The organism is Methylobacterium frigidaeris, from assembly GCF_022179185.1.
In the GTDB taxonomy this organism is placed as follows: Bacteria; Pseudomonadota; Alphaproteobacteria; order Rhizobiales; family Beijerinckiaceae; genus Methylobacterium; species Methylobacterium frigidaeris.
The window spans coordinates 32,463-53,410 of record NZ_BPQJ01000006.1; the positions used below are offsets into that span (position 1 = coordinate 32,463).

20 protein-coding genes are annotated in these 20,948 nt (G+C 70.2%); 6 read left to right on the forward strand and 14 right to left on the reverse strand.

Annotated elements, in window-relative coordinates; translation table 11 throughout:
• Window positions 1–42: 42 nt before the first annotated feature.
• The 5 genes from MFF64_RS08175 to MFF64_RS08195 form a co-directional block, all read right to left on the reverse strand.
• Window positions 43–1,248, reverse strand: coding sequence for an ABC transporter substrate-binding protein (locus MFF64_RS08175; protein ID WP_099906101.1), 1,206 nt, complete (start codon window positions 1,246–1,248; stop codon window positions 43–45).
• Between the two features lie 199 nt (window positions 1,249–1,447).
• Complete coding sequence (locus MFF64_RS08180; protein ID WP_238190514.1) at window positions 1,448–2,662, reverse strand: ABC transporter substrate-binding protein; 1,215 nt, start codon at window positions 2,660–2,662, stop codon at window positions 1,448–1,450.
• A 32-nt stretch (window positions 2,663–2,694) separates the two neighbouring features.
• The gene (locus MFF64_RS08185; RefSeq protein WP_425324401.1) at window positions 2,695–3,429 is read right to left on the reverse strand and encodes an ABC transporter ATP-binding protein; all 735 of its coding nucleotides are present in this window, start codon (window positions 3,427–3,429) and stop codon (window positions 2,695–2,697) included.
• Between the two features lie 7 nt (window positions 3,430–3,436).
• Window positions 3,437–4,258 carry an ABC transporter ATP-binding protein gene (locus tag MFF64_RS08190; protein WP_238190376.1) on the reverse strand — a complete coding sequence of 274 codons (822 nt, stop codon included), beginning with the start codon at window positions 4,256–4,258 and terminating at the stop codon, window positions 3,437–3,439.
• Window positions 4,259–4,381: 123 nt separating this feature from the next.
• Window positions 4,382–5,464: an acyltransferase family protein gene (locus tag MFF64_RS08195; RefSeq protein WP_238190378.1), complete on the reverse strand. Its 1,083-nt coding sequence runs from the start codon at window positions 5,462–5,464 to the stop codon at window positions 4,382–4,384.
• A 259-nt stretch (window positions 5,465–5,723) separates the two neighbouring features.
• On the opposite strand from MFF64_RS08195, the gene MFF64_RS08200 reads away from it, so the two are divergent.
• On the forward strand, window positions 5,724–6,440 hold the full coding sequence (locus MFF64_RS08200) for a DUF4142 domain-containing protein (protein WP_099905489.1): 717 nt from the start codon (window positions 5,724–5,726) through the stop codon (window positions 6,438–6,440).
• Window positions 6,441–6,905: 465 nt separating this feature from the next.
• On the opposite strand, the gene modC is transcribed toward MFF64_RS08200, so the two are convergent.
• Both modC and modB read right to left on the reverse strand, forming a co-directional pair.
• Window positions 6,906–7,991: a molybdenum ABC transporter ATP-binding protein gene (gene modC / locus MFF64_RS08205; protein WP_099905487.1), complete on the reverse strand. Its 1,086-nt coding sequence runs from the start codon at window positions 7,989–7,991 to the stop codon at window positions 6,906–6,908.
• A 13-nt stretch (window positions 7,992–8,004) separates the two neighbouring features.
• Window positions 8,005–8,691, reverse strand: coding sequence for a molybdate ABC transporter permease subunit (gene modB / locus MFF64_RS08210; RefSeq protein WP_099905491.1), 687 nt, complete (start codon window positions 8,689–8,691; stop codon window positions 8,005–8,007).
• A gap of 158 nt (window positions 8,692–8,849) precedes the next feature.
• On the opposite strand from modB, the gene MFF64_RS08215 reads away from it, so the two are divergent.
• From MFF64_RS08215 to MFF64_RS08225, 3 genes are all read left to right on the forward strand, one after another.
• Window positions 8,850–9,527, forward strand: a complete 678-nt coding sequence (locus MFF64_RS08215) for a glutathione S-transferase family protein (protein WP_099905485.1) — start codon at window positions 8,850–8,852, stop codon at window positions 9,525–9,527.
• 230 nt (window positions 9,528–9,757) lie between these two features.
• Window positions 9,758–10,522, forward strand: a complete 765-nt coding sequence (locus tag MFF64_RS08220) for an HpcH/HpaI aldolase family protein (RefSeq protein WP_099905483.1) — start codon at window positions 9,758–9,760, stop codon at window positions 10,520–10,522.
• Between the two features lie 21 nt (window positions 10,523–10,543).
• Window positions 10,544–11,158, forward strand: a complete 615-nt coding sequence (locus tag MFF64_RS08225) for an alpha/beta hydrolase (protein WP_238190380.1) — start codon at window positions 10,544–10,546, stop codon at window positions 11,156–11,158.
• Between the two features lie 42 nt (window positions 11,159–11,200).
• Here MFF64_RS08225 and gatB read toward each other — a convergent pair whose 3' ends face one another.
• The 6 genes from gatB to MFF64_RS08255 form a co-directional block, all read right to left on the reverse strand.
• Window positions 11,201–12,673, reverse strand: coding sequence for an Asp-tRNA(Asn)/Glu-tRNA(Gln) amidotransferase subunit GatB (gene gatB, locus MFF64_RS08230; RefSeq protein WP_099902648.1), 1,473 nt, complete (start codon window positions 12,671–12,673; stop codon window positions 11,201–11,203).
• An 88-nt stretch (window positions 12,674–12,761) separates the two neighbouring features.
• Window positions 12,762–13,076, reverse strand: a complete 315-nt coding sequence (locus tag MFF64_RS08235) for a hypothetical protein (protein ID WP_425324365.1) — start codon at window positions 13,074–13,076, stop codon at window positions 12,762–12,764.
• Window positions 13,067–14,575, reverse strand: a complete 1,509-nt coding sequence (gatA, locus tag MFF64_RS08240) for an Asp-tRNA(Asn)/Glu-tRNA(Gln) amidotransferase subunit GatA (RefSeq protein WP_238190383.1) — start codon at window positions 14,573–14,575, stop codon at window positions 13,067–13,069. Before gatA ends, MFF64_RS08235 begins: the two co-directional genes overlap by 10 nt.
• 67 nt (window positions 14,576–14,642) lie before the next feature.
• Window positions 14,643–14,930: an Asp-tRNA(Asn)/Glu-tRNA(Gln) amidotransferase subunit GatC gene (gatC, locus tag MFF64_RS08245; protein WP_099905764.1), complete on the reverse strand. Its 288-nt coding sequence runs from the start codon at window positions 14,928–14,930 to the stop codon at window positions 14,643–14,645.
• Between the two features lie 112 nt (window positions 14,931–15,042).
• Window positions 15,043–15,495, reverse strand: a complete 453-nt coding sequence (locus MFF64_RS08250) for a hypothetical protein (protein ID WP_099905766.1) — start codon at window positions 15,493–15,495, stop codon at window positions 15,043–15,045.
• 148 nt (window positions 15,496–15,643) lie between these two features.
• The gene (locus MFF64_RS08255; RefSeq protein ID WP_099905768.1) at window positions 15,644–16,345 is read right to left on the reverse strand and encodes a metal-dependent hydrolase; all 702 of its coding nucleotides are present in this window, start codon (window positions 16,343–16,345) and stop codon (window positions 15,644–15,646) included.
• 110 nt (window positions 16,346–16,455) lie between these two features.
• On the opposite strand from MFF64_RS08255, the gene ruvX reads away from it, so the two are divergent.
• Window positions 16,456–16,947 carry a Holliday junction resolvase RuvX gene (gene ruvX, locus MFF64_RS08260; RefSeq protein WP_099905770.1) on the forward strand — a complete coding sequence of 164 codons (492 nt, stop codon included), beginning with the start codon at window positions 16,456–16,458 and terminating at the stop codon, window positions 16,945–16,947.
• Window positions 16,948–17,001: 54 nt separating this feature from the next.
• Here ruvX and topA read toward each other — a convergent pair whose 3' ends face one another.
• On the reverse strand, window positions 17,002–19,785 hold the full coding sequence (topA, locus tag MFF64_RS08265; RefSeq protein WP_099905772.1) for a type I DNA topoisomerase: 2,784 nt from the start codon (window positions 19,783–19,785) through the stop codon (window positions 17,002–17,004).
• Window positions 19,786–19,986: 201 nt separating this feature from the next.
• Here topA and MFF64_RS08270 point away from each other — a divergent pair, with 201 nt between their 5' ends.
• Window positions 19,987–20,934 carry an aspartate carbamoyltransferase catalytic subunit gene (locus MFF64_RS08270; protein WP_238190516.1) on the forward strand — a complete coding sequence of 316 codons (948 nt, stop codon included), beginning with the start codon at window positions 19,987–19,989 and terminating at the stop codon, window positions 20,932–20,934.
• The last annotated feature ends 14 nt before the right edge of the window (window positions 20,935–20,948 follow it).

A 20,948-nucleotide genomic window follows, 5' to 3' on the forward strand; every position in this document is an offset into this window, starting at 1 on the left:
GGATGAGGCCGGCGGCGCCGGACGGCGCCGCCGGAAGTGACGTTAGCTCTTGTTCACCAGCGGGCAATTGCCCTGGTTGAGGGGCCGGAAGGCCTCGTTGCCGGGGATCGTCGCCAGCGTCTTGTAGAGGTCCCACGGGCCCTTCGACTCGGCCGGCTTCTTGACCTCGAACAGGTACATGTCGTGGATCGTGCGGCCGTCGGGCCGGATGTTGCCCTTGCCGAACAGCGGATCGTCGGTCGGGATCTCCTTCATCTTCGCCACGACCTTGGACCCGTCGGAGGCCGACTTCAGCGCCTCGACCGCCTTGAGGTAGTGGAGGACGCTGGCATACACGCCGGCCTGCACGGCGGTCGGCTTCTTGCCGCCGGCCTGCTTGGCGAAGCGGTCGGAGAAGGCCCGGGTGCCGTCGTTCAGGTCCCAGTAGAACGGCTCGGTCAGGACCAGCCCCTGCGCCACTTTCGGGGTGAGCGCGTGGATGTCGGAGGAGAAGATCAAGAGGCCGGCGATGGCCTGGCCGCCCTCGGTGATGCCGAACTCGGCCGCCTGCTTGATGGCGTTGATGGTGTCGCCGCCGGCATTCGCCAGCCCGATCACCTTGGCGCCCGAGCCCTGGGCCTGGAGCAGGAAGGACGAGAAGTCGGCGGTCGGGAACGGGGTCTTGACCGCGCCGATCACCTTGCCGCCGTTCTTGTTGACGACCTCGGTGGTGTCCCGCTGCAGCGCCTGGCCGAAGGCGTAATCGGCGGTCAGGAAGAACCAGGTGGTGCCGCCGCGCTTGACCATCGCGCCGCCGGTGCCGTTCGCCAAGGCCACCGTGTCGTAGGTCCAGTGCACGGTGTTGGGCGAGCATTGCGGCCCGGTGAGGTCCGCGGTGCCGGCGCCCGAGTTGATGAAGGCCTTGTTCTTCTCGCGCGTGACCTGGTTGATGGCCAGCGCCACCGAGGAGGTCGGCACGTCGAAGATCGCGTCGACCCCGTCGCGGTCGTACCAGGCGCGGGCGATCGAGGCGCCGACATCCGGCTTGTTCTGGTGGTCGGCGGCGACGATCTCGACCTTCAGGCCCTTCTCAGCGGCCTTGAAGTCCTCGACCGCCATGCGGGCGGCGGCGACCGAACCCTCGCCCGAGATGTCGGCGTAGACGCCCGAGCGGTCGTTCAGCACGCCGATCTTCACCGGCGTTTGCGCGAGCGCCTGTCCGCAAGCGACGGCGCAGAGCGCGCTGGCGAGCAACAACCGTTTCAGCATTAACAATCCTCCCTGATGGCGCCGCCCGCACACGGCGGCGATCGACTTCGAAGTCCGGGCAGGTTGGCCGCGCCCGTGGAGCGCCGCGCCCGCTTCTCGGTCGGGGCCTTCCGGCCCCTCCAGGCTGAACCGCATCGCGGTCCGCCTGTTGTGTTCGGTCCCGCCTCGTGATCGCCGCTCCGGCCGGCGACCACGATGCTCAGGGCCTCGCCCCGTCCGCCTGGGCCGCCTTGACGACGAGCGGGCAGCCGCCCTGATCCAGGGGCCGGAAGGCCTCGCTGCCGGGAATCGTCGCGAGCACCCGGTAGAGATCCCACTCGCCCTTCGACTCGGCCGGCTTCTTGACCTCGAACAGGTACATGTCGTGGATCTTGCGGCCGTCGGCCCGGATCGTGCCCTTGCCGAAGAGCGGGTCGTCGGTCGGCAGTTCCTTCATCTTCGCCACGATCTGGCGGCCGTCGTCGACGGCGCGCAGGGCCGCCACGGCCTTGAGGTAGTGGAGCACGCCGGCATAGACCCCGGCCTGGGCGGCGGTGGGCTTGCGACCGGAAAAGCGGCGGGCGAAGCGGTCGGAGAAGGCGCGGGTGCCGTCGTTGAGATCCCAGTAGAACGGCTCGGTCAGGACCAGCCCCTGCGCCACCTTCGGGGTGAGCGAGTGGATGTCGGACGAGAAGATCAGCAGGCCGGCGAGGGCCTGGCCGCCCTCCGTCAGCTTTAGCCGCGCTGCCTCGCGCACTGCCCCGATCGTGTCGCCGCCGGCATTCGCCAGCCCGATCACCTTGGCGCCCGATCCTTGCGCCTGACGGAGGAACGGCGCGAAGTCCGAGGCCGGGAACGGCGTCTTGACGCTGCCCAGCACCTTGCCACCGTTGCGCAGGATCAGCGCCGTGGTGTCGCGCTGGACCGCCTCGCCGAAGGCGTAGTCGGCGGTGACGAAGAACCAGGTGTCGCCGCCGCGCTTGACCATGGCGCCGCCGGTGCCGTTCGCCAGGGCCACCGTGTCGAAGGTCCAGTGCACGGTATTGGGCGAGCAGTCCGGCCCGGTGAGGTCGGCGGTGCCGGCGCCCGAATCGACGAAGACCTTGTTCTTCTCGCGGGTGACCTGATGGATGGCCAGCGCCACCGACGAGGTCGGCACGTCGAAGATCGCGTCCACCCCCTCCCGGTCGTACCAGACTCTGGCGAGCGCCGCGCCGACGGCGGGCTTGTTCTGGTGGTCGCCGGCCACGACCTCGACCACGAGGTCGTGGCCCTGCGGGCGGAAATCCTCCACCGCCATGCGGGCGGCGACGACCGAACCCTCGCCCGAGATGTCGGCGTAGACGCCCGACCGGTCGTTCAGCACGCCGATCTTCACCGGCGCGATCTTCGCCGGTGTCTCGGCAAGCGCTGCCACATCGGGCGCAAGACCCATCAGCAGGGCCGAGAGGAGGACCGGGACCCGCATCACACGCCGAGATAGGTGTGCAGCTTGTCGATGTTGGCGTCGAGTTCGCTGTTCGGGATCATGTCGATCACCCGGCCCTGCTCGACCACGAAGTGCCGGTCGGCCACGGTCTGCGCGAAGCGGAAGTTCTGCTCCACCAGGACGATCGTGTAGCCCTCGGTCTTCAGCCGGGCGAGGGTGCGCCCGATCTGCTGCACGATGACGGGGGCGAGACCCTCGGTCGGCTCGTCGAGCAGGATCAGCTTGGCGCCGGTGCGCAGGATGCGGCCGATGGCGAGCATCTGCTGCTCGCCGCCCGAGAGCTTGGTGCCCTGGCTGCCCGAGCGCTCCTTGAGGTTCGGGAACAGGGTGTAGATCTGCTCGACCGTCATCCCGCCGGGCTTCACCCGCGGCGGCAGCATCAGGTTCTCGTAGACCGACAGGCTCGAGAAGATGCCGCGCTCCTCCGGCACGTAGCCGAGGCCGAGCTTGGCGATGTTGCGCGAGGCCATGCCGATGGTCTCGGTGCCGTCGTAGCGGATCGAGCCCTTGCGCTTGCCGAGGATGCCGATGATGGCGCGGAGCGTCGTGGTCTTGCCGGCGCCGTTGCGGCCGAGCAGTGTCACCACCTCGCCGGGCTTCACGTCGAAGGTGATGCCGTGCAGCACGTGGCTCTCGCCGTACCAGCCCTCGAGCCCCTGCACCGCGAGAAGCGGGGCGGTGGCGCTTGCCGCCGCCGGGACCGGTTTCGTCATCACCGCCTCAGCCATGACCGGCTCCGATATAGGCTTCGACCACGCGGGGATCCTTCGACACGGTGGCGTAGTCGCCCTCCGCCAGCACCTGGCCGCGCGCCAGCACGGTGATGCGGTCGGAGAGCGAGGCGACGACCGACAGATTGTGCTCGACCATCAGGATGGTGCGGTTGGCCGAGACGCGGCGGATCAGCGCCGCGGTCCGGTCGACGTCCTCGTGGCCCATCCCGGCCATCGGCTCGTCGAGGAGCAGCATCTCGGGTTCGAGCGCCAGCGTGGTGGCGATCTCGAGGGCCCGCTTGCGGCCATAGGAGAGTTCCACCGCCGGAATGTCGGCGAAGTCCGACAGGCCGACCGCCTCGACTAGCTCCAAAGCCTCCTGGTTGAGGGCGCGCAGCACCGTCTCGGAGCGCCAGAAATCGAACGAATCGCCGCGCTTGCGCCGCTGCAGCGCGATGCGGACGTTCTCCTTGACGGTCAGGTGCGGGAAGACCGCCGAGATCTGGAACGAGCGCACCAGGCCGAGGCGAGCGACGTCCGCCGGCTTCATGCCGGTGATGTCGCGGCCGTTATAGCGGATCGAACCCGCCGACGGCGTCAGGAACTTCGTCAGCAGGTTGAAGCAGGTGGTCTTGCCGGCGCCGTTCGGGCCGATCAGCGCGTGGATGGTGCCGCGCGTCACCTCGAGCGTCACGCCGTTCACGGCGCGAAACCCCTTGAACTCCTTGGTCAGCCCCTCGGTGGACAGAACGATGTCCTGGCCCGTGGCGCCGGTGGCTGTGCCGCCTCCTCGGGGGCGTTCCTCAACGTGGGTGGTCGGTTGGGCCATGTCGGCGCGTCACCCCTGCGTTTCCTCACTCGCGCTTATGCGCGTATCGCATAGCGAAACAGCATGCCGCCGATGGAGTGTCAACGGGTTCGGACCGCCCCGGCAAGGGGAGATCCGAGCTTGTCAGATCTTATTCGCGGCCGGTTCCGGCTCAGGAGACGGTTCGAGCAGCGTCCGCGCCGCGCGGGTAAGGGGCCGCTCGACGATGCGGTGCAGCAAGAGCGCGGCGATGCTGGCGAGGACCACCATCAGGAGCGCCAGCGGCCCGGGGCCGATCGGCGCCGTGAGGCCGGTCGCCTCGGCGATCACGCGCAGGCCCCGTACGACGAAGGGATGAGCCAGATAGAGTGCGTAGGACGCGTCTCCCAGTATCACCGCCGGGCGGAGACGGGGACTCGCGGCGCCCGCGGGTCCGAGCGCCGCGGCGGCGACCAGGAGCGTGGCGGGCCCGCCCCAGGCGACGCAGCGGGGCAGGGCGGGGGCCTCGCCGGCCAGCGACAGGAGGGCCAGGCCGGTGATGGCCAGCGCGAGGCGCGCGGGGCCGGGCAGACGCAGCCCCTCCTGCCGCACGAGAGCGAGGGCGACCCCGCAGGCGAATTCGAGCACGATCGGGTCGCTCCAGAACGCCAGCGGCACCGGCAGCGGCACTGCGACCCGACCAATGGCGACGAGGCCGGCGAGGAGCGCGAGCACGCCGAGGATCGCCTGTCGCCGGCCCCACGGCAGCGCGAGGGCGAAGAGTGCGTAGAACGCCATCTCGTAGTTGAGCGTCCAGCCGAGCGAGTAGAGCGGCTGCACCGTCCCGTCCGTCCGAGCCATCGGCCAGAACAGGTAGGAGGCCGCGAGGGTGGCGGGCCCCTCGGCGCCGGCACCGACGAGACCGGGCCTGAGCCAGGCGAGGGCGAGGGCGAGGGTGGTGGCGAGCCAGTAGAGCGGCACCACCCGGGCGATCCGGTGGGCGAGGAAGATCCTTCGGGCCTCCGCCCGCCCGTGCAGCGGGGCCGCCGCGTGCACGATGATGAAGCCGGAGATGACGAAGAACACGTCGACCCCGGCCGGCCAGGGCAGCCAGGTCGCGGGAGCGAAGGGAAGTCCCGCCCGGGCGGCGAGGCCTGCGACCTCGAACTGCGCGTGGCCAGCCGCGACCATCAGGGCGGCCAGCGCCCGCAAGATCTGGATCAACGGCAGGGGTGTAGGGCGTGTCACGGGAGGCGGGCCGCATCGCGTTGGCGCCCGGACCGTCCGGGGCGTCGAGGGCCGTCATACCGGAGGCGATCGCCTCCCGGCCAGGGGCCGGCAGTCCGGATGGTGACGCAACGGCGGGAACAATGTTCGCGAACGCTCGTTGTCCAGCCCGAAAGCGTCCTGCCAAGAATGGTCTTGCCAAGCCGAGCCGAACGAACGGCGCGATGTTCGGCCATTGACCGATTGTGACGCTCAAGAACAGATTTTCAGGAGATCACCGATGAAGAAGCTCGTTGCCCTGACCGGCCTTGCCGTTGCTCTCGCGACCCCCGCCTTCGCGCAGCAGATCGGCAATTTCAACGAGTTCCGCTCGATGGCGCTGATGTCGAACGCGTTCGAGGTCAAGTCGAGCCAGATCGCCCTCGACAAGTCGCGCAACCCGCGGATCCGGGAATACGCCCGTGAGATGATCCGCGACCACCGCGCCGCCAACGTCGCTCTGCTCGGTGGCCGTGAGAACGTGGCCCGCGGCACCGGCGCCGGCATCGGCGGTCTGATCGAAGCGCCCTTCGCCATCGCGGGCGGCGCGGTCGGCGCGGCCACGGGTGCGGCGGCCGGCGTGGTCGGCGGTACGTTGCAGGGCGGCCCGGTCGGCGGCCTCGAGGGCCTCGGAGCCGGCGCGGCCCGCGGCGCCCAGGTCGGCGCGAACGCGGTCGACTTCGATGGCGACGTGACCACTACGGCGGCTACCCAGGCCGTTCCGCTGAGCCCGCAGCAGCAGGCGATGCTCGCCGAGCTCGCCGACACCCCGGCCGGCCCGGCCTTCGATCGCACCTACGCCCGCATGCAGGTGCAGGCTCACGGCATGACGGTCGCCAACTACCAGGCCTACGCCCAGTCGGGCCCGAACCCGGCCCTGCGCGCCTACGTCCAGCAGGCCCTGCCGGTGATGCAGCAGCACCTGGCGATGGCGCAGCGGCTGCCGGGCGCCCGGTAAGATCTCGCGGTTAAGTGATGTGACGGGGCGGGGGGCCGGAAGGCCCGCCGTTTCCGTTTAGGCAGCAGCGCCACCTTGAGAAGATCGGTCGGTGTTTATCGATCGGAAAGCCCGCCGGCTCTGCATTCGAGAGGTGAGACTCCGCGGGTGGCCGCCCGCGGGCCATCTTGTCAGGTGAACCTACTCGTGACACGAGCCCGATCGTGATGGTCAGCGACCATCCGGTCGGGCTTTTCGCGATGGTGATGGTGAGCGACCATATCCTTCCCAGCCGTGCCTGCTCAGCCCTTGCGGGTTTCGAGGGTGGCCGGCGATGTCCACCGTAAACCCCACGCGTCACGGGGCTCCCGCAGCCGGGAAGGTGTCGTCTGACGTAAGGAAGCTAGCGGGTGTCGGGCTGATTGACGCTGCCTCGATGTGGTCACTTCCGAGCTTTGGCGCACTGCCGACGCTCGCGGTCTCACCTTAAATCTCCACCACCCCGATCGTCTCCTCGTCGAACGCGACGCTCTTGACGATCGCCAGCACAGGCAGTCCCGGTGCCAGGGCGAGTTCGTGGACGGCGAGGCGCGTGACCTCGGCGACCAGGCTCGCATCGCCGCAGGCGATCTCGACCCGGGCGTGGGGCCCGTCCCCCGGCGTCACGGCGGTGACGGTACCAAAGAGGACATTGCGGGCGCTCAACGATCGCGGGGCTTCGCGCGCCACCAGCACGTCGCGGGCCCGCACGCGCACCCGCACGCCGGCCCCGATCGGCAGGCCCAGGCGCGGCACCGTCAGGCGGCCGGGCGGGCCGTCGAGATGAGTGAGGCCGAAGGCCTCGTCGTGGGCGGCGATCCGCAGGTGCAGGAGGGCGCCGGTCTCGTGACCCGGGAAGAGGGCGCCCCGGCGCAGCACCTCGGCGGCGGGGCCGCAGGCCGCCACACGGCCGTGGTCCAGCACCACCACCGTGTCGGCGAGGCGCGCCACCTCGGCGACGGCGTGGCTGACATAGACGATCGGCACCCGCGCCTCGTCGCGTAGGCGCGCCACGTAGGGCAGGATCTCGGCCTTGCGCGCCTCGTCGAGGGCCGAGAGCGGCTCGTCCATCAGCAGCAGCCGCGGGCGGGCGAGCAGGGCCCGCCCGATCGCCACCCGCTGGCGCTCCCCGCCCGACAGCCCGGCCGGTCTCCGATCGAGCAGGGGGGCCATGCCGAGGAGATCGGCCACCGCCTCCAGGCTCGGCCCGCCGGACCGCTCTCGCGAAAACCAGCGCCCGAACAGCAGGTTCTGGCGCACGCTCAGATGCGGCAGGAGCCGCGCCTCCTGGAACACGTAGCCGATCCGGCGCCGATGCACCGGCACCCGGACGCCGCATTCCGTATCGAGGAGGGTGACGCCGTCGACCACCACCCGCCCGTGATCCGGCCGCAGGAGCCCGGCGATCACGTCGACGAGGGTCGACTTGCCGGAGCCGGACCGGCCGAACAGGGCGGTGACCCGCCCCTCTGCCGTGAAGGCCGCATCGAGCGCGAAGGCGCCTCGGGCGTGCCGGACCGCGACCTCGATCATCCCGAAAGTCCGATCATGCCCCGAGCCTGCGCCGGGCCCGCCGGGCCAGCCACTCGGAGGCGAGGAGCGCCGCCATCGACAGGGCGACCGAGACCAGGGTGAGGCGCAAGGCGCCGGCCTCGCCACCCGGCACCTGGGTCAGGGTGTAGATCGCCGAGGGCAGGGTCTGGGTCTCGCCCGGGATGTTCGACACGAAGGTGATGGTCGCACCGAACTCCCCCATCGCCTTGGCGAAGGCCAGGACCGCGCCGGCGAGGATGCCCGGCAGGGAGAGCGGCAGCGTGACGACGAGGAAGACCGCCGCCGGCGGGGCCCCGAGCGTGCCGGCGGCCTGTTCGAGCTTGCGGTCGACCGCCTCGAGGGAGAGCCGCATCGCCCGCACCATCAGCGGAAAGCCCATCACCGCGCAGGCGAGCGCCGCCCCGGTCCAGCGGAACGAGAACACGATGCCGATCTCGGCGAGCGCCGCCCCGAACCATCCCCGGCGCCCGAAGGCGAGGAGCAGCAGGTAGCCGGTCACCACCGGCGGCAGGATCAGCGGCAGGTGGACCAGCCCGTCGAGGAGCGCCCGGCCACGGAACTCGCGGCGGGCGAGCAGATACGCCACGGCGAGCCCCGGCAGCAGGCTCGCCAGCGTCGCCACGCTCGCCACCAGCAGGCTGAGCCGGAGCGCGCTCCACTCGTCGGGGGTGAGGAACAGGGCGGAGTCTTCCCGAGGATCCGATCCCGCACCATGGCGGATCGGCGCCCGGAGTCCAGGCCCCGCACGGCAACGCTGGGTTTCAGGCCGGCCAATTGATCCGCGCCCGTATCTGGGGCCCTGTGGCGAAGGCTCCACGCCGCTCCCCGGAGGCCCGGATGATCACCTTCTACTTCAACGGCTCGCCCAACCCGACCAAGGTCGCACTCTTCCTGGAGGAGGCGGGGCTGCCTTACGAGCCCGTGGCGGTGGACACCCGCAAGGGCGAGCAGTTCGCGCCCGAGTTCCTCACGCTCAACCCGAACGGCAAGGTGCCGGTGATCGTCGACGACGGCACCGTGGTGTTCGATTCGAACGCGATCCTGCTCTACCTCGCCGAGAAGACCGGCCGCTTCTTAGCCCCGGCCTCCGAGCGCGGCGCGCTGCTGTCCTGGCTGATGTTCGTGGCGACCGGCATCGGACCGTTCTCGGGACAGGCGGTGCATTTCCGCCATTTCGCCCCCGAGAAGGTGGCTTACGCCAACGACCGCTACCAATTCGAGGTGAAGCGCCACTACGGCGTCCTCGACCGGCACCTCGCGGGGCGAGAGTGGATGGTGGGCGACGCCTACGGCATCGTCGACATGGCGGTCTGGGGCTGGGCCCGGATGCTGCCCTTCATCCTCGGCGAGGGCGCGTTCGACGCGTTTCCGGACCTGAAGCGCCACCACGATGCGATCGCGTCGCGACCCGCCGCCACCAAAGCCATCGCCCTGAAGGACCGCTTCACCTTCAAGGCCGAGATGGATGCCGAGGCGCGAGGACATATGTTCAAGCATCTGACGCCCGCCGCTTGAGATCCTAGAAAAGCAAGAGAATTTTTCGCATCCGGTGCCGCTTCACGGCGTCAATCCGGGACTCGTCGAAGGCGAGAGCCCGGGATTCAGAAACCGCAGTTGGAAAAGAATAAAGCGGGCGCTATCCGCCTCTGTCTAAACCTGCCGCGTCGCTGGAATCCGGGCTCCGCTATGCGGTCCCCGAATGACTCTGTAAGTGTGAAACCGGTCGAGAGAGGAGGAAATATGCCATGAGACCATTCGACAACCCGTTCAAGCGCGGCCTCGCCGAGGGGCGGCGGCAGGCGGGCCTGTGGATGACCACCGGCTCGCCCGGCATTACCGAGCTCGCCGCCGGAGCCGGATTCGCCTGGATGCTCATCGACATGGAACACTCGCCGAACGACCTCATCCAGGTCGTCGACCACCTGCGGGCGGCTGAGGGCGGCACCGCCGAGCCGGTGGTGCGGGTGCCGTGGAACGAGCCGGTCATGGTCAAGCGCCTGCTCGACCAGGGTGCCCGCTCGCTGATGTTCCCCTTCGTGCAGAATGCCGAGGAGGCGCGTCGGGCGGTGGCGGCGACCCGTTACCCGCCCCACGGCATAAGGGGATTCGCCGGCACCTCCCGGGCCACGGGCTACGGCCTGCGGCCGGATTACCACGCCCGCTCGGCCGACGAGGTCTGCGTCGTGGTGCAGGTCGAGACCAAGGAGGCGCTGGAGGCCGCCGGCGAGATCGCCGCGGTCGAGGGCGTCGACGGCGTGTTCATCGGCCCGAACGACCTCGCCGCCAGCATGGGCCATCTCGGCCAGCCCGGCGCGGCCCCGGTCCGCGAGGCGATCGCCGGGGCCCTGCCGCGGATCCGCGCTGCCGGGAAGGCCGCCGGTCTGCTCAACTTCAACGAGAGCGGCGCCAGGGCCGATTTCGAGGCCGGGTTCGGCTTCGTGGCGGTGGCCGGCGACGCCTTCCTGCTCGCCTGCGAGACGCAGCGGGTCGCGAAACTGTTCAACACCTGAGCACTACTCCGGAGGACGCCGATGGCCGCCCTGTCGTTCCAGCACCGCTTCGAGCCCGCCGCCGATTCGGGGGCGATGCCGCTCCTGCTCCTGCACGGCACCGGGGGCGACGAGAACGACCTCCTGCCCCTCGGCCGGGCGCTGTCGCCCGGGGCGGCCCTGCTCTCGCCCCGGGGCCAAGTGCTGGAGGGCGGCGCGCCGCGCTTCTTCCGCCGCCTCGCCGAGGGGGTGTTCGACGAGGCCGACGTGGTGCGCCGGGCCGGCGACCTCGCCGGCTTCGTCGCGGCGGCGCGGGCGGAGTACGGCCTTGCCGCACCGCTCGCCGTCGGCTTCTCGAACGGCGCCAACATCGCCGCCGCCCTGATGCTGCTGCATCCGGGCGTGCTCGCCGGCGCCGTTCTGCTGCGGGCGATGGTGCCGCTGTCCACCCCGCCGGCCGAGCGTCTCGCGGGCGAGCCAGTGCTGATCCTGTCGGGCCGGATGGACCCGATCGTGCCCGCCGACAACGCCGCGCGGCTCGCCGCGATGTTGAAGGAGGCGGGGGCCGCCGTCACCCACGAGGTGCTGCCCGCCGGCCACGGCTTGTCGCAAGCGGATCTGGTCCGCGCGAAGACGTGGCTGACCGGGCGGCCGTGACGCGTCGCAGGAGGAGGGTTCCCGCTGGAGCCGCGGAGATCGCTACTCGATCCCGAGCTTCGCCTTCAGCAGGGCGTTCACCGCCGCCGGGTTGGCCTTGCCGCCGGTGGCCTTCATGGTCTGGCCGACGAACCAGCCGAGCAGGGTCGGCTTGGCCTTGGCCTGCTCGACCTTGTCCGGATTGGCGGCGATGATCTGGTCGATCGCCGCCTCGATCGCGCCGGTATCGGTCACCTGGCGCAGGCCGCGGCTCTCGACGATGCCGCGCGGGTCGCCGCCCTCGCTCCAGACGATCTCGAACACGTCCTTGGCGATCTTGCCCGAGATGGTGCCGTCGCCGATGAGATCGACGATCGCGCCGAGCTGCGCCGCGGAGACCGGGCTGTCCTCGATCGCCTTGCCTTCCTTGTTCAGGCGGCCGAACAGCTCGTTGATGACCCAGTTCGCCGCGATCTTGCCGTCGCGGCCCTTGGCCACCGCCTCGTAGTAGTCGGCGGAGGCGCGCTCGGCCACCAGCACCGTCGCGTCGTAGGGCGACAGGCCGTAGGATTCGATGAAGCGAGCCTTCTTGGCGTCGGGCAGCTCCGGCAGGCCGGCGGCCAGCCCATCGACGAAGGCCTGATCGAACTCGAGCGGCAGCAGGTCCGGATCGGGGAAGTAGCGGTAATCGTGCGCCTCTTCCTTCGAGCGCATCGAGCGGGTCTCGCCCTTGTTGGGATCGAACAGGCGGGTCTCCTGGTCGATCGTGCCGCCATCCTCGATGATGGCGATCTGGCGCCGCGCCTCGACCTCGATCGCTTGGCCGATGAACCGGATCGAGTTGACGTTCTTGATCTCGCAGCGGGTGCCGAAGGGGTCGCCGACCTTGCGCACCGAGACGTTGACGTCGGCGCGGAGGTTGCCCTTCTCCATGTCGCCGTCGCAGGTGCCAAGGTAGCGCAGGATGGTGCGCAGCTTCGTCACATAGGCCTTGGCCTCCTCCGACGAGCGCAGGTCCGGCTTCGAGACGATCTCCATCAGCGCCACGCCCGACCGGTTGAGGTCGACGAAGCTCATCGACGGGTGCTGGTCGTGCAGCGACTTGCCGGCATCCTGCTCGAGGTGCAGGCGCTCGATCCCGACCCGGATGCTCTCGCCGTCGGGCAGGTCGACCAGCACCTCGCCCTCGCCGACGATCGGGCTCTTGTACTGGCTGATCTGGTAGCCCTGGGGCAGGTCCGGGTAGAAGTAGTTCTTCCGGTCGAACACCGAGCGGTGGTTGATCTGCGCCTTGAGGCCGAGGCCCGTGCGCACCGCCTGGGCGACGCATTCGCGGTTGATCACCGGCAGCATGCCGGGCATCGCGGCGTCGACCAGCGAGACGTTGTCGTTCGGCTCGGCCCCGAAGGCGGTCGGCGCGCCGGAAAACAGCTTCGAGCGGCTGGTGACCTGGGCATGGATCTCCATGCCGATCACCACCTCCCAGTCGCCCAGCGCGCCCTTGATCAGCTTCTTGGGGTTCACGGGAGCGTTCATGAGGGTCTTCTGTCTCTCGCACGACTCTTCCCCTGTCCCGCAGGAGAGGGGTTCGGTTGCGCCTAGTAGGAAGGGCGGCGCGCAGGCGTCAAGCGCGCGGCGCGAAGGTCCGCCGGGCGGCGTAGCCGATGACCGCGTAGATCAGCGCCGCGCCCGTGCGCACGGGGAAGAAGGTCGGGAGCTCGCGCCCGATCGGCGCCGGCCAGGGCACGCCGATGCCGGTCAGCACCCAGGAGACCAGCACCGAGACGACCAGCGCGATCATCGCGACCAGCACCACCTTGCCGAACTGGTCCGCCTTCCAGCCGAGATACAGCGCGAGCCCGATCAGGACGGGGTCGAACGCCGCCCAGATCCAGACTTCGGGCGGATAGTAGGGGACGGTCGGGTGGTTCACGCCCACCACGCCTGCGGCAGGGCGATGCGGCCCGCCGCCTCCTCGATGACCTGGCCGGCCGCGAACAGCGTCTCCTCGTCGAAGGGACGGCCGATGAGCTGGAGGCCGAGCGGCAGCCCTTGCGCGTCGAGCCCCGCCGGCACCGCGAGCCCGGGCAGGCCCGCCATGTTCACCGTCACAGTGAACACGTCGAGGAGGTACATCTCCACCGGATCGGCCTTCGCCTTCTCGCCGAAGCCGAAGGCGGCCGACGGGGTGGTGGGAGTCAGGATCGCGTCGACGCCCGAGGCGTAGACCTGCTCGAAGTCGCGCTTGATCAGCGTGCGGATCTTCTGGGCGCGGACGTAATAGGCGTCGTAATAGCCGGCCGAGAGCACGTAGGTGCCGATCATGACCCGGCGCTTGACCTCGCGGCCGAAGCCGGCGGCGCGGGTCCCCTCGTACATGCCGACGATGTCCTTCGCCGGCACGCGCAGGCCGTAGCGCACGCCGTCGTAGCGGGCGAGGTTCGATGACGCCTCGGCCGGCGCCACGATGTAGTAGGCCGGCAGGGCATACTTGGTGTGCGGCAGCGACACCTCGACCACCTTGGCGCCGGCGGCGCGGAGCCACTCGGCGCCCTGCTGCCAAAGCCGCTCGATCTCGGCCGGCATGCCGTCGACCCGGTACTCCTTCGGGATGCCGATGGTCAGGCCCTTCACGCCGCGGTTCACCGCCGCCTCGAAATCGGGCACCGGGATGTCGACGGAGGTGGTGTCCTTGTCGTCGTGACCCGACATCGAGGTCAGCAGAATCGCGGTGTCGCGCACCGTGCGGGCGATCGGCCCGGCCTGGTCGAGGGAGGACGCGAACGCGACGGTGCCCCAGCGCGAGCAGCGGCCGTAGGTCGGCTTGATGCCGACCGTGCCGGTGAAGGCCGCCGGCTGGCGGATCGACCCGCCGGTGTCGGTGGCGGTGGCGCCCAGGCACAGACGGGCCGCGACAGCGGCGGCCGAGCCGCCGGACGAGCCGCCGGGCACCAGCTTGGTATCGGAATTCGTTCCGTCGGCACCCTTGCGCCGCCAGGGCGAGATCACGGGGCCATAGGCGCTGGTCTCGTTCGACGAGCCCATGGCGAACTCATCGAGGTTGAGCTTGCCGAGCATCACAGCGCCGTCGCGCCACAGGTTGTGGCTGACGGTCGATTCGTAATGCGGCTGGAACCCTTCGAGGATCTTCGAGCCCGCCGTGGTGGCGACCCCGTGAGTGCAGAACAGGTCCTTGATGCCGAGCGGCAGGCCCTCGAGGGGCCGGGCCTCACCGGCGGCGAGCTTCTGGTCGGCGACCTCCGCCATGGCCAGCGCCCGGTCGGGCGTCTCAAGCAGGTAGGCGTTCAGCACGCGCGCCTTCTCGATCGCCGCGATATGGGCCTCAGCCAGCTCCCGGGCGGAGAACTCCTTCGCCCGCAGGCCGTCGCGGGCCTGCGCCAGGGTGAGGTCGGTCAGCTCTGCCGGCTTGGTGCTCACGATCGTTCGTCCTGTCGCGGCCCGTCGGCCGCCATGGGTGCGCTGTCTTTAGGTCTTGAAGTCGATGTTACTCGACGACCTTCGGCACCAGGAAATAGTTGTCCTCGGTCAGCGGCGCGTTGAACACGATCTCGCGGGCGTGCCCGCCATCGGTGATCACGTCCTCGCGGCTCTTCATCGCCATCGGGGTCACCGAGGTCATCGGCTCGACGCCGGTAACGTCGACCGCGTCGAGCTGCTCGACGAAGGACAGGATGGCGTTGAGCTCGTCCTGGAGCGGGGCCACCTCCTCGTCGGTGACTGCGATCCGCGCCAGGTGCGCGATGCGCCGGACCGTCTTGGCGTCGACCGACATGGGCACTCCGTTCGGACAAGCGGGAAACGGGCTTGGGCAGCCCGGCGGCCGGCTCGCGGCCGCGGGGCGCTATAACACCGGCTTTCGCGCTGCCGCAACGGGCGGGGGGCGGTCAGGCCGCCGGCCTCCGCGGCGGCAGCGCCGCGATGGCGTGAGCCCGGGTGTCCGGCACCTCGATCAGCACCGCCCGCGGCTTGAAGTGCCGGCGCGCTTCCGTGCCGCCGAGATACAGCACCGCCGCGGCGGTCACCAGCATCAGCTTGTGCTTGCGCGGCATCCGCGGGCGCGCCGCCGCCGGAGCGGGGGCCGCCTCCGGGAGGCTCGCGGCCCTGCGGATTCCGCGGCCGATGGCGAGAATGGCGTCCGCCGGCACGCGCCGGCGGGGCGGGGCGGATGCGCCCGGCACGAAGCTCCCGGTCGCGGCGGGCAGGGGGCCCCGCAGCGGGCTCAAACCCCCGTCGAGGTCGAGGGTCATCGCGCCCTGCACCCGCGGGGCCGGATCCTGGGCGGGAGCCCGCACCTGCCGGCCGATGGCGAGCGCGAAGGGAAGGATGACGGCAGCCACGGCGACCTCGTTGCGGCAAGACGGCAGGTTAACGCTTCGTTAATCCCACCGGCCCCGCTTCGCCATGTCAACCTTTCGTTAACCTTAACGGCACTGCGCGCACCGTTCCGTGACGGCCACCCCGGGGGAGGGCGGCCGCTGCGTCGTCCTACTGCACCGTGACGGCGGTGCCCTTGTGCGGCACGATCACCTGCACGCCGCTGCCGTCGAGGGCGGCGACGAAGCGGTCGGCGCTTGGGTCGACGATCGGGAAGGAGCCGTAGTGGCACGGGATCACGGCCTTCGGCTGGAAGAAGCGCTTCACGGCGAGGGCCGCAGTCTCGGCCCCCATGGTGAAGCGGTCGCCGATCGGCACCATCAGCACGTCGGGGCGGTAGATTTCCTGGATCAGCGCCATGTCGCCGAAGATGTCGGTGTCGCCCATGTGGTAGACCGTCGGCTCGCCCTCGGCCCGCACGATCACCCCGTTCGGCAGCCCGAGCGGCACCGTGACCCCGGCCTCGCTCATGCCGGCGGAGTGGTCGGCCCGCACCAGGCTGACCCGGAAGCCGCCGACATCGACGGTACCGCCGGTGTTCATCGGCTCGAACTGGGTCACGCCCTTCGAGGCCAGCCACATGCACAGGTCGTAGTTGGTGACGACCTTGGCACCGGTCTCGGCGGCGATCTCGACCGTGTCGCCGACATGGTCGCCGTGGCCGTGTGTGATCAGGATGTGAGTGGCGCCCGCGGTCGCCGCCTTGCGGTCACCCTCGAAGGCCGGGTTGCCGCTGAAGAACGGATCGATCAACACGTGAGCGAAGCCGAAATCGAGGCGGAAGGCGGAATGGCCGAACCAGGTGATGCGCATCGGACGATCTCCGGGCGAGGGATTTGTCGGAATGGGAATCGGCGGCCGACCGCCCGGACGCTGTGCCAGGGCGGCATCGGCACCGCCTACTTAATGCAGGGAGGCCGGCCGTGAACCGGGAGACGATCGCGGCCTTCGCGGCCGAGTCGCGCGGGGGCGCCCGCCTGCTCGGGCTCGACCTCGGCACCAAGACCATCGGCCTCGCCCTCTCGGACGTGCAGCGCCGGATCGCCTCGCCGCTGGAGACGATCAAGCGGGTCAAGTTCACGCCCGACGCCGCGGCTTTGGCGGGAATCGCGACGAAGCACGGGGTCGGCGGGCTGGTGGTCGGGCTGCCCCTCAACATGGACGGCAGCGAGGGCCCGCGGGTGCAGTCGACCCGGGCCTTCGTGCGCAACCTCAAGCCGATCCTGCCCCTGCCGGTGCTGTTCTGGGACGAGCGCCTGTCCACGGCCGCCGTCACCCGCACCCTGCTGGAGGCCGACGCCTCCCGGGCGCGCCGGGGCGAGCTCGTCGACAAGCTCGCTGCCGCCTACATCCTGCAGGGCTGCCTGGATGTCTTGGACGGGGTTCGGGAGGACGGGGACTTTTCGGAGGAATAGGGCGCGACGCCCGATCCTCCCCCCCCTCTGCGGGGGAGAGTTGGAGGGCGCGCTTTACTCGCCGGCCGCGCTCTTCGCGGTCGGCTTCTTCGCCGGAGCCTTCTTGGCAGCCGGCGTCGCGGCAGCGCTCTTGCCTGGAGTCTTGCGCGCCGCAGGCTTCGGCTTCGGCTCGGCGGCCTCGTCGCCCGAGGTCTCCTTGGCCGCGACCTTCGTCTTGCCAGCAGTGGTCTTGCCGGCAGCCGTCTTGCCGGCAGCCGTCTTGGCCGGGGCCTTGCGCGCCCCCGCCTTCTTCTTCGTCCCGCCCCCAGCCTCGCGGCGCGCCGCGATCAGCCGCAGCGCCTCGTCCAGGGTCACCGCCCCAGCGTCGGCTCCCTTCGGCAGGGTGGCGTTGATCTCGCCGTCGGTGACGTAGGGTCCGTAGCGGCCGGCCTTGACGGTGACCGGCTTGCCGCTGTCCGGCGCGGTGCCGATCAGGCGGCCGGGATCCTGCGCCGGGCGCCCGCCGCCCTGTTCCTTCTGGACGATCAGGTCGATGGCGCGGTTGGCGCCCACCTCCAGCACGTCGTCGTCCTTGCCGAGATTGGCGTAGGTCTTGCCGTGCTGCACGTAAGGCCCGTAGCGGCCGATATTGGCCAGGATCGGCTCGCCGGTCTCCGGATGCCGGGCCACCTCGCGGGGCAGCGAGAGCAGCTTCAGCGCCTTCTCCAGATCGACGGCTGACGGAGCGAGGCCGCGGGGCAGGGACGAGCGCTTGGGCTTCTCCGCGCCCTTCTCGGCCGAGGCCTCGCCGAGCTGGACGAAGGGGCCGAAGCGGCCGTCGCGCAGGGTCACCGGCAGGCCGGTCTCCGGATCGTCGCCGAGCACCCGCACGCCGGGCTGGCCGCCCTCGCCCGAGCCCTCGCCGTCACCGTCGAGGCCGGTGGCGTTGAGCTGGCGGGTGTACTTGCATTCCGGGTAGTTCGAGCAGCCGACGAAGGCGCCGAACTTGCCGAGCTTGAGCGAGAGCTGGCCGCTGGCGCAATTCGGGCAGGCGCGCGGGTTCGCGCCGTCGGCCTTGGCCGGGAAGATGTGCTCGGCGAGCAGCCCGTTGAGGGCTTCGAGGACTTCCGCCGTGCGCAGCTCCTTGGTGCCGGCGATCGCCGCCGAGAAGTCGCGCCAGAAATCGCGGAGCACCGCGCGCCAGTCGATCTCGGCGTTCGAGACCCGGTCGAGCTGCGTCTCGAGGTCGGCGGTGAAATCGTACTCGACGTAGCGGCGGAAGAAGCTCTCGAGGAAGCCGGTGACGATCCGGCCCTTGTCCTCCGGGACCAGGCGCTTCTTGTCGATCTTGACGTATTCGCGGTCGCGCAGGACCTGGAGCACCGCGGCGTAGGTCGAGGGCCGGCCGATGCCGAGCTCCTCCATCCGCTTGACCAGGCTCGCCTCGGAGTAGCGCGGCGGCGGCTCGGTGAAGTGCTGGGTCGCGGCGATGCGCTCGCGGGCGAGCCCGTCGCCCGCCTTCATCGGCGGCAGGCGGCGGGATTCCTCGTCCTCCTCGTCGTCCTTGCCCTCCTGGTAGAGGGTGAGGAAGCCGTCGAACTTCACCACCTGGCCGGTGGCGCGGAGCTCGATGCGGCGCGGGCCGACCTGGGCGGCGATCTCGACCGTGGTGCGTTCCAGCTCCGCCGATTCCATCTGGCTCGCCACCGTGCGGGTCCAGATCAGCTCGTAGAGCTTGGCCTGCTCGGGCTCGAGGAAGCGGGCGACCTCCTTCGGCAGCCGGGCGAGATCGGTAGGACGCACCGCCTCGTGGGCCTCCTGCGCATTCTTGGCCTTGACGCTGTACTTGCGCGGAGCGCCGGGCACGTAGGCGTCGCCGTACTCGGCGCCGATCACCTGGCGCGCCTGGGCGACGGCCTCCGGCGCCATGTCGACGCCGTCGGTCCGCATGTAGGTGATGAGGCCGACGGTCTCGCCGCCGATCTCGACGCCCTCGTAGAGCCGCTGGGCCACCCGCATGGTCTGGGCCGGCGCCAGGCCGAGCTTGCGCGAGGCCTCCTGCTGCAGGGTCGAGGTGGTGAAGGGCGGCTGCGGATGGCGCTTGGCGGGCTTGGCCTCGACCGAGGCGACCGTGAAGGTGGCAAGCTCCAGGTCGCGCCGGAAGGCCCCCGCCTCCTCCGCGGTGCCGACGTCGAGGCGCTGGATCCGCTTGCCGTCGGCGCCCACCAGCCGGGCCTCGAACACCGCGCCGCTCTCGGTCTTCAGGGTCGCGACGATCGACCAGTATTCCCGCGGCTTGAAGGTCTCGATCTCGCGCTCGCGGTCGCAGACGAGGCGAAGCGCCACCGACTGCACGCGACCCGCCGAGCGGGCGCCCGGCAGCTTGCGCCACAGGACCGGCGAGAGGTTGAAGCCGACGAGGTAGTCCAGTGCCCGCCGCGCCAGGTAGGCGTCGACGAGAGCTTGGTCGATCGCCCGCGGCTGAGCCATCGCGGTCTCGACCGCGTCCTTGGTGATGGCGTTGAAGGTGACGCGCTCGACCGCGACGTCCTTGAGCACCTTCTTCGCCTGCAGCGCCTCCAGCACGTGCCAGGAGATCGCCTCGCCCTCGCGATCCGGGTCGGTCGCCAGGATCAGGGTGTCGGCGCCCTTGACCGCTTTCGCGATCTCGGCGACGCGCTTCGCCCCGCGATCCTCCAGCTCCCACAGCATATGGAAGTCCTGCTCGGGATCGACCGAGCCGTCTTTCGCCGGAAGATCCCGGATATGCCCGAACGAGGCCAGCACCTCGTAGTCGCTGCCGAGGTATTTATTGATCGTCTTGGCTTTCGCGGGCGACTCGACGACGACGACTTTCATGGACGGGCTGCCTCTTCGAAGAGCACACCGCGGCAGATCGGGCTTCAACTTGTGCGGGGCGGCCGGCACGGGTTTTCGCGCGGCGAAGCGGACAAGTGGGTGATGACGCGGCGGTTGTCAAATACCGCCGATGATGCGGGTGCGTTCCTCAAGCGCATCCTTGCGGGCCGCTCCCGCGGCTCCTATAGCCCTTCGCTCAGGATGAGCACCCAGGCACCCCCCGGCTTCCCGCACCGCCACCTCCTCGGCATCGAGGGCTTGTCGCCCCTCGACATCGTGGCGCTCCTCGACCGTGCCGACGAGGCCGTCGAGATCAGCCGCCAGGTCGAGAAGAAGCGCACGACCCTGCGCGGGCGCACCCAGATCAACCTGTTCTTCGAGCCCTCGACGCGGACCCAGTCCTCGTTCGAGCTGGCCGGCAAGCGCCTCGGCGCCGACGTGATGAACATGTCGGTCGCCTCCTCGTCGGTGAAGAAGGGCGAGACCCTGATCGACACCGCCGCGACCCTGAACGCGATGCGCCCCGACATCATCGTGGTGCGCCACCACCAGGCAGGCGCCGTGCACCTGCTCGCCCGGAAGGTCGATTGCGCGGTGGTGAATGCCGGCGACGGCGCCCACGAGCACCCGACCCAGGCGCTGCTCGACGCGCTGACCATCCGGCGCAACAAGGGCCGGGTCGAGGGGCTGACGGTCGCGATCTGCGGCGACGTCCTGCACTCGCGGGTGGCGCGCTCGAACATCATCCTGCTCCAGGCGCTCGGCGCCCGGGTGCGGGTGATCGGCCCCTCGACCCTGCTGCCGCCGGGCCTCGCCCGCTTCGGCGTCGAGGTCTTCACCGACATGCGCAAGGGGCTGAAGGATGTCGACATCGTGATGATGCTGCGCCTGCAGCGCGAGCGGATGAACGGCTCGTTCGTTCCGTCCGTGAAGGAGTATTTCCGCTATTTCGGCCTCGACGGCGACAAGCTTCGCCATGCGAAGCCCGACGCGCTGGTGATGCATCCGGGCCCGATGAACCGCGGCGTCGAAATCTCGTCGGAGGTCGCCGACGGCGCGCAGTCGCTGATCCGGGAGCAGGTCGAGATGGGGGTCGCGGTGCGGATGGCGGTGCTGGAGGCGCTGGCCACGCACCTGCCGAACGCGTGACGGCGCCCCACCGC